Origin of the sequence: Longirhabdus pacifica (assembly GCF_004115085.1) — a bacterium.
GTDB lineage: Bacteria > Bacillota > Bacilli > Paenibacillales > DSM-105158 > Longirhabdus > Longirhabdus pacifica.
The window spans coordinates 77,258-89,082 of sequence record NZ_QXJP01000001.1 but is presented as its reverse complement, the minus strand read 5'-3'; the positions used below and the strand labels follow the sequence as shown (position 1 = coordinate 89,082).

Here is an 11,825-nt window from a genome sequence, read left to right as displayed (position 1 = left end):
ACGTTTACCAAGTAACGAAACCTTTTGATCCACCAGATGGATTATTCAATATATCGATCACTGGTATCGTATAAGCCATTAAAATAAGAATCACCACTATACTTACCCAGAATCCCCAACGTTCGAACAATTTTGGAGGTTTCTCTGCTAAATCACTTACTTCTCCAATCGGATATTCTTCGTATCCTTTTGGTAATGTGAAGAGCTTATATAGATTGTAAATCATCATGAGTACGGCAATAAACAGTACCGTTCCTCCCACTGCCATAATGATATAGTATGGTTCCCATGCAGCTGCATCAGGATGTCCATTGTAATCACTATATGCTGTACGGCGCGGAGAACCGAATAAACCGACAATGTGCATTGCTCCTGACATCATCGCCATACCAGCGACCCACACCCATGTCTGCATACGACCTAACTTGTGCATCTTAGGCGTCAACTTTCTCCCTGTCATAGCAGGAATAAGCCAATACGTGATTCCGAAAAACGTTAATGTCACGGAGGTAGCAACCGTTAAATGAAAGTGTCCTGTAACGAATAACGTGTTATGTACCACCGCATTCATTTGGTTACTTGCATTAATTAAGCCACCTGCACCTGCCGGGATAAAAATAAGCATTCCCATAAATGGAGCAAAGAAGCGAATATCTTTCCAAGGCAAATATTTAAACCAACCGAACAATCCTTTCGCACCTTTAGATCTTCCGTATATCTCAAATGAAGCAAACAGAGAAAAGGCGGTCATTAAAGATGGAATGACAACTAAGAAAGTCAAGACAACCTGTAAGAACTTCCAAAACGGCGAAATACCTGGTTCCATCAATTGATGGTGAAATCCTACTGGGATAGAGAATAGTAAGAATAAAATAAAAGATAATCGAGCTAACGCATCACTAAATATTTTACCCCCAATTATTTTAGGAATCATGACATACCAACAAATGTATGCTGGCAATAACCAGAAATAAACGAGTGGATGTCCAAAATACCAGAACAACGTACGACTTAACATAATATTAATGCCCTCTACCCATCCTAAAGACCATGGAATAAGCTGAAAAATAACTTCTACAGCTACTCCTAATGTAGCAATCACCCATAAGCTCATCGTAATAATGGACATATACGCTGTTAATGGCGTTGTTTCCCCTTTGTGTTCTTTTTTCCAATATCGATATTGATATATCATACCCGCTGCACTCATCCATGTCCCTACAACGACAAAAACAAGAGCAAAATAAAAGAACGGTGAAGCTTGCATTGGAGCATAAAATGTATAAAGTACTGTTGCTTTGTTAAGTAAAATCATGACAGTAGCAACTAATGTACCAAATCCCATATGGATAAAACCAAGCCAACCTAGTGTTCTCGCTCGAGGTAATAGCTTGCCGCCTAACGTTTTAGACATTCCTGAAAACAAAAAGCCTATAATGAAGAAAGTAGTGAATATTAATGCCATGAGGACTCCATGAGCGGTTAATAATTGATAATATCCTATTCCAGCTGGCAACTGAATCATGTCACTACGTACAAGGCCTTGCAATAAACCAGCAATACCACCGATTAATAATGCTACAAATGCGAATATAATATGACTAATGACCAATTTTGAATCTTTTTTATCAAATGCTTGTTCTGACTGCTGCACTGTATTCATATGTATTCACCCTCTCCTTATTTCACTGTAATTGTGGTTTGCATAATTTCATGACCTACACCACAATACTCATTACATAAAATTAAATACTCACCAGGCTCATCAAATGTATACGTTACATGATTGATAATTCCCGGAACAACCATCATATTTGCATTAGTACCTGGAATTTCAAAACCATGTACAACATCAGGAGAAGTGGCTTTAAAATGTACGGTAGAGCCCACTGGCACAGTGAATTCTTCGTCTCCTGTATTAAAGCCGAAGACGTAAGCAGTCAAAATAGCTTCGTATTCTTTGTCATTTAATTTATTTAATCCCAATTCATCAAATGGTGGTGTGTCATATAAATTTTCCATATTTACAGCTTGATGGGCACTAGGCGGCTCCAATCCGTAAGAAAAAGTGGAGATGCCAAGAATGAGCAAAAATACCCCAAGCATACCAATACCAAATACTAACCATATTTTTTCTAATTTGTGAATGTGCATGTTTTTATCCCCCTCATCTATCCGTTACGAACTAAAAATAAAATAAACACAGCAAGCCAAGTTATAATTAAGAAGCCACCCAAAAGCATAACCGATGCAAATGTTCCCTTTAAATTCACTTCTTCGTGTTTTGTCTTTTTGTTATCTTTTAACCTCACGACTTCTTTTTCCGTCTTCATTTCTTCTGTCGTTTGACTCATTTGTTTTCCTCCCCTCACTTTTCATCAAGAAAAGATAAGCTGATATGTTCAATTAATGTATTTGTCTCTATTGTATTTAGCAAAGTAGTGTACGGACTGTGATATTTATCACAAAACAAAGCGAAAATTGTTAACGTTTGCAGAACATTGCAAAAAACACCTTCAAGTTGGTAAAATTATCTCTTTACTTTTCCCCGTGCACATCGCATTTACTGGACATTTACCTTATAACTAGCTATAATATGGTTTGATCCACAAGGATCTACTTTTACAATGTAATGGGGAGTTGGAATTTGGCCAGCTGAGAAAGTATCCCGAATGATACTGACCCAGAAACCTGATCTGGATCATACCAGCGTAGGGAATGCGATGTCTTATGGCCACAGTGATACCCACAGTGCCCACAGTGTGTCAGAAGACAGAAGTCAAACTTCCCTAACGTGGGAAGTTTTTTTTATTGAAAGGATGGAAAGGGGATATCATCATGAAGAGAAAAAATATATTCTTCACATTAACATCTATTTTATTACTTACACTGCTTATGACAGCATGTGGAGGAGATGAAACAACATCATCGAATGAAACAGAAGACGGACAAAATGTAAACGAGCAGGAAAGTGCAGAACTTCAAAACATAAATGTAGTATTAGATTGGACACCGAATACCAACCATACGGGAATTTATGTAGCGCAATCGCAAGGTTACTTTGCGGAAGAAGGATTAAACGTATCCATCATTCAACCAGGTGATGCTGGTGCTGAAACGATGGTAGCAGCCAACAATGCACAATTCGGTATTAGTTATCAAGAAAATGTTACGAATGCAAGATCAAGTAGCGAGATTCCTATCGTGTCGATAGCAGCTATTATTCAACATAATACATCTGGATTTGCTTCCTTAGCAGAAAAAAACATTACTTCTCCTAAAGATTTTGCAAATCATACATACGGGGGATGGGGAAGCCCAGCGGAAGAACCCGTTATCGCATCTTTAATGCAAACAGAGCAAGCGAATATAGAAGACGTAGAATTCGTCAATATCGGTAACTCGGACTTCTTTGCTGCGATGGAAAGTGGTATTGATTTGGCATGGATTTACTATGCATGGACGGGGATTGAAGCAGAATTAAGAGGCGTAGATATCAATGTCGTTTATTTGAACGACTATGAGGAGAGTCTTGACTACTATACGCCTGTCATTATTACTAGTGAAGATACTGTCAATAATGATCCGGCATTAGCATCATCATTTATGGCTGCTGTATCCAAAGGGTATGCATTTGCTATAGAGCAACCTGAACAAGCAGCAGAAATACTCATCGAAGCGGAACCAGACCTTGATCCAGAACTTGTCAAAGCGAGCCAAAAGTGGCTTGCAGATAAGTATCAAGATGATGCCGAACAATGGGGATTACAGAAAAAAGAAGTATGGGTGAACTACGCGTCATGGTTGGAACAAAATGAACTACTAGAAGGTAGTTTCGATGCAGAGGCAGCATTTACAAACCAGTTTTTACCGCAATAACATAAACAAAAGTCACGTATAGATAAAGGAAGGGATTCGAATGAGCAACACACTGCTGAGTGTGCAAATCATACCAAAAAGCCAAGATGGCAAAGATGTATATGAGTTAGTTGATCGCGCTATCAAGGTCATTGATGATAGCAACGTGAAATACGAAGTTCATCCACTGGAAACGACCATGGAGGGTGATCTAACGCAACTATTACTTATCGTGCAAGAAATGAATCATATTATGATCCAAGAAGGGTGTTCCAGTGTCATCTCACAAATTAAAATATTACATCAACCTTCTGGTATTACTATGGATACATTAACGGAGAAATATCGTGAACAATAGATTAAAAGCTTTATGGCTAAGAGGATGGCCTGCCTTTACGGTGGTCATCTTCCTCCTTATACTGTGGGAATTTTCCTCCTATATTTTTCAACTTGATGCTTGGATACTTCCTTCACCATCCATGATTTATGATGAATGGTTATTGGTAGGTGATCGAGTATGGGAACATAGTATGACCACATTAAAGATTACACTAATTGGATTTACATTAGGTATTTTTTTCGGTATCACTACAGCAATACTTCTTCATCTCGTTCCATGGCTGAATAGAGCTTTTTTCCCTCTATTAATTATTTCACAAAACATTCCGATCATTGCCCTTGCGCCTATTCTTGTCATTTGGTTTGGTTATAACTTAATTCCACACTATATATTGATTACATTAATATGTTATTTTCCTATCACGATATCGATGATTACGGGATTACAACAAACGGAACATCATTATAAGCATCTCGTACAGATGATGGGAGCGTCAAAGTGGGAGACATTTTTGAAATTAGAGCTACCTTTTTCTACTCCTTATATTTTTTCAGGTTTAAAAATATCAGCGACCTATAGTGTGATGGGAGCCGTTATTGCCGAATGGGCAGCCGGTTCTAGCAACGGTATTGCAGCCTTTATGAAGTTGTCTCTTTCTTCTTTTAAAACGCCTCGTGTTTTCATTGGTTTTATCGTTATCGTAGTGCTTAGTTTTACATTTTACCTTATCATCAACGTATTACAAAAATGGATTGTGAAATGGAATCATACAAAGTAACTTTTTATAATCATTCAGTGTAACTCAAACAAAGCATACAACAAAAGTGAGAAAGAAATTATAGATTTGGAAGGGAATGCAATGTCCAACTCAATACTTGAAATGAAACAAATTCATAAATATTTTCCTCATGAATCAGGTACGTTACACGTCTTGAACGATATCTCTTTGCATGTCAACGAAGGAGAATTCGTTTCTATTTTAGGACCTTCAGGCAGTGGAAAAAGCACCCTCTTTCATATGATCGGAGGTATTACAGCACCTAGTTCAGGAGAAATATATATCGGGCAACACAATATGGATGGTATAAGTAGAAAAGGTCTCATTAGCTACATGCCTCAGCAAGCAAGTCTATTCCCATGGCGTAACGTGGAAACGAATGTACGTCTAGGGATGGAATTGAATGGCATACGTAAAAAAGACGCGATAAAGCAAGCGAGAGAAGGTTTAGCTAAAGTTGGCTTAGAACAATATAGCAAACACTATCCCCATGCTTTATCCGGTGGTATGCAGCAGCGTATATCGTTTTTAAGAGCTTTGTTAACGCCAAATGTCGTTATGTGTTTGGACGAACCATTTGCTTCTTTGGATGCATTTACCCGAATGGATATGCAAAACTGGCTTGTCCAAAGATGGGAAGAAGAACAAAAAACAATTTTACTCATCACCCATCATATTGAAGAAGCTTTATATATGTCCGATCGTATTTATGTTTTATCTGATAAGCCTACGAGCGTGCTGGCGACGTATACCGTTCCTTTTCCACGTCCACGAACAGAATCGTTACTCGCAACCGAATCTTTTACGAAATTAAAATTTGAAATATATCAACATATGAAACAAAAATCACGTGCATAACGTTAAACACAAACATGACGGACATGATGAAATATAGTTGCCTTCCTCTTTGTTCTATGTCACTATATCATGGAGAACATCATATCATGAACTTGGAGTTGCATTATGAAAAAAGTGTACAAATTATTAACTGAACTTTCATCTCGAAAAACGATAGCTAAAGGTGTTGGGGCTTTTTCTAAATCTACATTAAGTCGCCCCTTCATTAAACATTTCGCACGCACGTATAACATTAATCCTGCTGAAGCCGAACATGATATACATCAATATCGAACGTTAAATGAATTTTTCACTCGAAAACTCCAATCTTCTGCGCGACCTATCGCTTCTGATTCCAACGTTCTAATTAGTCCAGTGGATGCGATGATTACAGCGATGGGCAAAATAGAAGATGGTACATTGTATAATGTGAAGGGGCAAGATTATACCATCTCTTCCTTATTAAATGAATCGCCACGAACGTACCATTATAAAAATGGCTTTTACTTCGTACTATACCTCAGTCCATCAGACTATCACCGTATTCATTGTCCTGCAAGCGGAAAACTAATAGAGAAAGACCATATTAAAGGAAAAGTATATCCTGTACATGATTTTGCAATGAAAAATATGAATCAAGTATTAAGCAAAAATGAAAGAATCATCAGTTATGTGGAGCATGAATATGGTGAAATGTGTGTCGTGAAAGTAGGAGCGATGAATGTAAGCAGTATCCAGCATGTAAGAAACGTAAATGATACGCTCACTACGGGAGAAGAACTAGCTTATTTTGAATTTGGTTCCACCGTCGTGTTATTGACACAGCACGACATTTTCAAAGTAGATTCAGCCTTACATATTGGCTCCAAAGTAAAAATGGGGGAAAAACTTGGCCATTTGCACCCAATCAAAAGTAGATAATCGACGGCCTGCTTTTAAATTGGTATAATAATGAAATCATTGCGCGAAAGGATGTAATAAGATGAATTCGCAAGCAAAAAGTTTAAATGAAACGATACAAAATGAAAATAAAGCGGTTTATGAGATGTTATCTGATCTTGGAAAAGAAATATATTTTCCAAAGCAAGGCATCATTAGTCAATCTAACGAAGCAAAGCAACAAGCGCATCAATTTAATGCCACTATTGGTACGGCGATTGAACATGGAAAACCGATGTATCTGGACGTCTTTCATGAAAAGTTGTCCCCTTTTGAGCCAAAAGATCTGTACCCTTATGCACCACCAGCTGGTAAGGCGGAGTTACGTGACGTATGGAAAGCGAAAATGCTAGCGGAAAACCCTGATTTAAAAAATAAAAATCTGAGCCAACCCATCGTTACGAATGCATTAACTCATGGCATAAGTATGGTTGCAGATTTATTTGCTGATAAAGACGATACCGTTATTTTACCAGATAAAAATTGGGAGAATTACGGTTTATCATTTGATGTAAGACGTGGAACGAACACGATAACGTACCCGTTATATAATGATAAAAATCAATTCAATAGCGAAGGTTTACGAGAAGCTATTGTTTCACAAAAAAGTAAAGGCAAAGCGATTGTCGTTCTTAATTTCCCAAATAACCCTACCGGTTACACGCCTTCAGAAAAAGAGAGCGATGACATTGCTGCTGTTTTAAAGCAATGCGCTGATGACGGCATGAATCTTGTCGTAGCGATAGATGATGCTTATTATGGGCTTTTCTTTGAAGATAGTATGAAACATTCCATCTTTGGTAAGATAGCATCCATACACCCACGTATTTTAGCCATACGCGTAGATGGAGCAACAAAAGAAGAGTACGTGTGGGGATTCCGCGTAGGATTTATTACCTTCGCAGCAGAAAGCACATCGTTATTACAAGCACTAGAACAAAAAGCCACGGGGTTAATTAGAGCAACCATATCTAGTGTTGCGCATCCATCCCAAACTTTTATTTTAGATGGACTTCAAAATCCTGATTTTAAAAAACAACAAAAAGAAAAATACAATGTAATGAACGCAAGAGCATTGAAAACAAAGTCCTTGCTCGACAGCGGCAAATATGATGATGCTTGGTCCTACTATCCATTTAACTCAGGATACTTCATGTGTTTGAAATTAAAACATGTGGAAGCAGAAACGTTACGTATGTACCTACTAGAGAAACATGGGATTGGCACCATTGCACTCGGAGAAAAAGATTTGCGCATTGCCTTTTCTTGTATCGACGAAGAAAATCTCACTGCTTTATACGACACCGTATATACAGCAGCAAAACAACTGGAGCAAGGATAACCAACCAAAAAAGATCGCATCAGCACCTGAACTGCTCTTCATAGAACAGATCAACGTGCATGCGATCTTTGTTTTTATATGACGATATGACTTTTCAACATTAATATCTAATCCATTGGATGTCAGAGAATGGCCAATATATAATATCTGCTCTTCCAACTACGTCTTCTACTGGTATAAATCCGACTTTAACACTTCTACTGTCACTACTTCTCGGACGATTATCGCCCATAACAAAGACGTGTCCTTCTGGTACTTCCTGTTCTTCAAAATCAATCGTATTGTAGTTTAACCCTTGGTCATTGTATTCTTTTACAATATCTTGCAAATACTCCTCTTCTAGCACCTGTCCGTCAATGTACACGTCATCACCAAGAACTTCTACTGTTTCCCCTTCTAGTCCGATGACTCGCTTGATGAAATCTCTTCCATCTGGTGCATGGAGTACGATGACTTCACCACGATCAGGCTCACGAAACGTATACAAAATTTTGTTTACGATAATGTTTTGCCCATCATGAAAATTTGGCTCCATGGATTCGCCTTCCACAACATAATTCCCGAACAAAAATAGCTTAATAATAAATACTAGGACGACTGCTATTACGATGGTTTTAACCCATTCCAACAACTCTTTGATTTTCATATTATAACAACCATTCTCCATCTTTTTGTACTAGCTTACCGTCCAAGTAAATTTCTCCGCCATCCTTTAAGTTTTTCACCATATCCCAGTGGATTGCTGATTTATTCCCTTCTCCACCTTCTTCATACGCTCTTCCTACTGCTAAATGTACAGATCCACCTATTTTTTCATCAAATAAAATATCACTAGTAGGCATATCAATACCTGTATTCATTCCAATTCCTAATTCGCCTAAAAATTTGGCACCATCATCCGTATTGAGAGCTTGTTCCAACTGTTCTTGTCCACTCTCAGCGGAGTATTCTACAATTTTACCTTCTTTGAAAGTAAGGCGAATGCCCTGTACTTTTCTACCACCATACACGGTTGGCCACTGATAATAAATATGACCTTCTGTTTTTAGATGATTAGGCGTATAGAAAAACTCGCCATCAGGAATGTTCTGTTTACCACTACAGATGACCGCTTTTCGTCCTTCTATGTCGATAGTAAGATCCGTTTCTTTTCCTACGATTCGAACTTTACTTGCTTGATCAAACGCCTCAGAAATATGAATCATAGACTCATGTAGCGCATGATAATCTACATTCGTTGCACTGTAGACGAACTCTTCGTATTCTTCTAAGGACATCAGTGCTTGCTGTGCGAATGCTTGTGTAGGGAAACGAGTAAGTACCCATCTCACTTTTCCTTGCATCATATATTCCATAATAGGCAGTCTAGCCTTTTGATGTACGGTTAGTTTTTGACTATCGACATTGGTGAGTTCGGTTAAATTTTCTTTCGCATCTATTTGAATTAGTGCATCACAGTTTTGATATAATAATTCATCGAATTCCGTATTCTGCAATTGAGACTCATTTGCCTCATCATAAAATACCTTTTTTAATTCAGGTAAGAACACATGTGTAAATGGAATAGCACCACGTCTCATGATAAGACGATAACATTCCCTAATCAATAATTCTGACCCCATACTCCCTATGATTAATACCTTTTCCCCAGCCTTTACTTCAAGCGAGTGATCCACTAAAATTTCTGCTAATTTTACAATTCTTTCATCAGCCATGATTCATTCCTCCTCGTCATTTTCAATCCATTTATTAAGTTTAAATTAATCTGTTATCCATTTGCGCGTATTCACATGTCGAAAATAAATAAAAGATACAATGACTTCTACACAAGCTATGCCTACCATCCAGTAAGAAGGAAAGCGAGTTAGTATTGGAATTGACAGTAAAACAATGGACAAGACATGTACAACAGCAGCAACATTAGCCGCAGCATTTGCCCTCATTTTTTGCTGCAATGGCAAAAGGTTAAGCAGAGGAGCATATCGATGAACGTAAGGAAGTGAGGATAACTGTACACCAATGATATATACAAAAAATACTTGTAATGCCATAGCTGCTTCCTGTGATTCCATCAAAAGTCCAATCAAGATGGCTAGGATGTTTAATCTTAAAACAATACCAAACCACTCATTACGCAAAAACATTAAAAAGTAAAAATAATGAAAAGTTTGCTTCTTTTTAAATGGGAACAGATTTTGCATTTTTTTCAACTTTATCGTAAACGTATTACTTTTACCAGAAGTACTACGAGGGTAATCCACAAATGCATTTAAAAACAACTCAAACCTGCTTCTCTGCTTAGACTCCACTCGTATAAGGTTTTCCCAAAAAAGAATATGTTTATCTGCTTTATGTAGCATAAACACATAGGCAATCATGGCAATCCCACTAATACAAATAGCTAATGGCCATTGTATCGAAAACAAAAGATATAGAGATGCTATGCACAATACCCATCGTAAAAAAGTAAAACCTTTTACAACTATTCGATTTATCATTTGCAGCTCCTGCCAATGACTAAAAATATTAAAGAAGAGCAACAGCAGCAAAAATAAAAATACGACTAAAAACATAGCTAAATGATTGATATCCAACGACATACGATAAAGCGGCCATATAAAAAACCATAAAACAAATATGTACGGTATTTTAGCATAAAAAGCTTTTCGTATGGAAGTTTGAATGTATTCTTTTAGTTTGGACTCAGCAGGAACGAGAAAAATAATGTCAGCTTGTACAAAAAAAGTCCGAATAGAATTAAAACATATAAAAGGAAACAACACTGCAGTTGCCACCAACGCCAACGGAAAATCAGCTGGATAATGGTTTACAAGATCAGAATAGTAATAAAAAAATAAAAAAGCAAAGATAGCACAGAAAAATAAAAATCCGCTACTAACAACATACTTCACGTAAGGCAAGACCTGTTTCCAAAAATGTATCGACCTCTGCCTTCTTACATCGTTATACCTATTCATGTTTCTTCTCGTCCTTTACGAGATGGAAAAAAATATCTTCTAACCTGGCATTACTCATTCCCGTTTGCTTTTGTAGATCGGTTAAATTTCCATTTGCTATCATGTTGCCGTGATGAAGTATAACAAAACGATCACAATATTGCTCAATGGTCGATAATATATGTGAACTCATTAATATACTCGATCCATTCTTCTTTTTCTCCACCATTAAGTCCAGCAGCGATCTAATACCAAGTGGATCTAAACCCAAGAAAGGTTCATCGATGATATATAGCTTCGGCTCCACAAGAAAAGCGCTCATAATCATTAATTTTTGTCTCATTCCTTTTGATAAATGAGAGGCAAGCTGATTACGCTTTGGTTTCATATTAAATTCTTGCAATAACCATGCCAAACGTCGCTCCATATCCTCTTTGGACAGATCATAGGCCATCGCTGATAATTGCAAATGCTCTTCCACCGTCAACTCATCAAATATGAGTGGCGTCTCTGGAACAAAGGCATAATGAGCCCGATATTGCTCAGGAGACTCCACATACGTTGCATTATTTATTTTTATTTCACCTTGATGTGGCTTCATTAAACCTAAAATATGCTTGATCGTCGTACTTTTTCCTGCTCCATTTAAACCGAGGAGACCTACCATTTCCCCAGGATATAGCGTAAAATCGATATCGTGCAGAACAGGTCGATTTAAACTATACCCGCCCGTGAGCTGATTGACTTGCAATAAAGGGTGCTGGCTCACACTTA

Annotated in this window: 13 protein-coding genes and 1 riboswitch; of the genes, 6 read left to right on the top strand and 7 right to left on the bottom strand. The window is 37.6% G+C overall.

Annotated features, from left to right (window positions below):
- Positions 1–4: 4 nt before the first annotated feature.
- Genes D1Z92_RS00470 through D1Z92_RS00460 form a run of 3 tightly spaced genes read right to left on the bottom strand, consistent with a single transcriptional unit; the run spans position 5 to position 2,354 of the window.
- Complete coding sequence (locus D1Z92_RS00470; protein WP_128893676.1) at positions 5–1,663, bottom strand: b(o/a)3-type cytochrome-c oxidase subunit 1; 1,659 nt, start codon at positions 1,661–1,663, stop codon at positions 5–7.
- Positions 1,664–1,680: 17 nt separating this feature from the next.
- Positions 1,681–2,154 (bottom strand): cytochrome c oxidase subunit II, encoded by a 474-nt coding sequence (locus D1Z92_RS00465; RefSeq protein ID WP_128893675.1) that lies wholly within the window; start codon positions 2,152–2,154, stop codon positions 1,681–1,683.
- Positions 2,155–2,171: 17 nt separating this feature from the next.
- Positions 2,172–2,354: a cytochrome c oxidase subunit 2A gene (locus tag D1Z92_RS00460; RefSeq protein WP_306438795.1), complete on the bottom strand. Its 183-nt coding sequence runs from the start codon at positions 2,352–2,354 to the stop codon at positions 2,172–2,174.
- A gap of 269 nt (positions 2,355–2,623) precedes the next feature.
- Positions 2,624–2,735: riboswitch (TPP riboswitch) on the top strand.
- A 103-nt stretch (positions 2,736–2,838) separates the two neighbouring features.
- Between D1Z92_RS00460 and D1Z92_RS00455 the strand changes: the two genes are divergently transcribed.
- From D1Z92_RS00455 to D1Z92_RS00430, 6 genes are all read left to right on the top strand, one after another.
- Positions 2,839–3,879, top strand: a complete 1,041-nt coding sequence (locus tag D1Z92_RS00455) for an ABC transporter substrate-binding protein (RefSeq protein WP_164931368.1) — start codon at positions 2,839–2,841, stop codon at positions 3,877–3,879.
- Between the two features lie 40 nt (positions 3,880–3,919).
- A complete protein-coding gene (locus D1Z92_RS00450; RefSeq protein WP_128893674.1) occupies positions 3,920–4,216 on the top strand; it encodes a thiamine-binding protein in 297 nt (98 codons plus the stop codon).
- Complete coding sequence (locus D1Z92_RS00445) at positions 4,206–4,976, top strand: ABC transporter permease (RefSeq protein ID WP_240666513.1); 771 nt, start codon at positions 4,206–4,208, stop codon at positions 4,974–4,976. Before D1Z92_RS00450 ends, D1Z92_RS00445 begins: the two co-directional genes overlap by 11 nt.
- An 81-nt stretch (positions 4,977–5,057) precedes the next feature.
- The gene (locus tag D1Z92_RS00440; protein ID WP_240666512.1) at positions 5,058–5,834 is read left to right on the top strand and encodes an ABC transporter ATP-binding protein; all 777 of its coding nucleotides are present in this window, start codon (positions 5,058–5,060) and stop codon (positions 5,832–5,834) included.
- Between the two features lie 105 nt (positions 5,835–5,939).
- Positions 5,940–6,734 (top strand): archaetidylserine decarboxylase, encoded by a 795-nt coding sequence (gene asd / locus D1Z92_RS00435; RefSeq protein WP_128893673.1) that lies wholly within the window; start codon positions 5,940–5,942, stop codon positions 6,732–6,734.
- Between the two features lie 61 nt (positions 6,735–6,795).
- Positions 6,796–8,094 (top strand): aminotransferase class I/II-fold pyridoxal phosphate-dependent enzyme, encoded by a 1,299-nt coding sequence (locus D1Z92_RS00430; protein ID WP_128893672.1) that lies wholly within the window; start codon positions 6,796–6,798, stop codon positions 8,092–8,094.
- A gap of 100 nt (positions 8,095–8,194) precedes the next feature.
- On the opposite strand, the gene lepB is transcribed toward D1Z92_RS00430, so the two are convergent.
- Genes lepB through D1Z92_RS00410 form a run of 4 tightly spaced genes read right to left on the bottom strand, consistent with a single transcriptional unit; the run spans position 8,195 to position 11,820 of the window.
- Positions 8,195–8,740, bottom strand: a complete 546-nt coding sequence (gene lepB, locus D1Z92_RS00425; protein ID WP_240666511.1) for a signal peptidase I — start codon at positions 8,738–8,740, stop codon at positions 8,195–8,197.
- Between the two features lies 1 nt (position 8,741).
- Positions 8,742–9,809 (bottom strand): aminopeptidase, encoded by a 1,068-nt coding sequence (locus D1Z92_RS00420; RefSeq protein ID WP_128893670.1) that lies wholly within the window; start codon positions 9,807–9,809, stop codon positions 8,742–8,744.
- A gap of 45 nt (positions 9,810–9,854) precedes the next feature.
- A complete protein-coding gene (locus D1Z92_RS00415; protein WP_128893669.1) occupies positions 9,855–11,072 on the bottom strand; it encodes an ABC transporter permease in 1,218 nt (405 codons plus the stop codon).
- Positions 11,065–11,820 carry an ABC transporter ATP-binding protein gene (locus D1Z92_RS00410; RefSeq protein ID WP_128893668.1) on the bottom strand — a complete coding sequence of 252 codons (756 nt, stop codon included), beginning with the start codon at positions 11,818–11,820 and terminating at the stop codon, positions 11,065–11,067. Before D1Z92_RS00410 ends, D1Z92_RS00415 begins: the two co-directional genes overlap by 8 nt.
- Positions 11,821–11,825 lie beyond the last annotated feature (5 nt).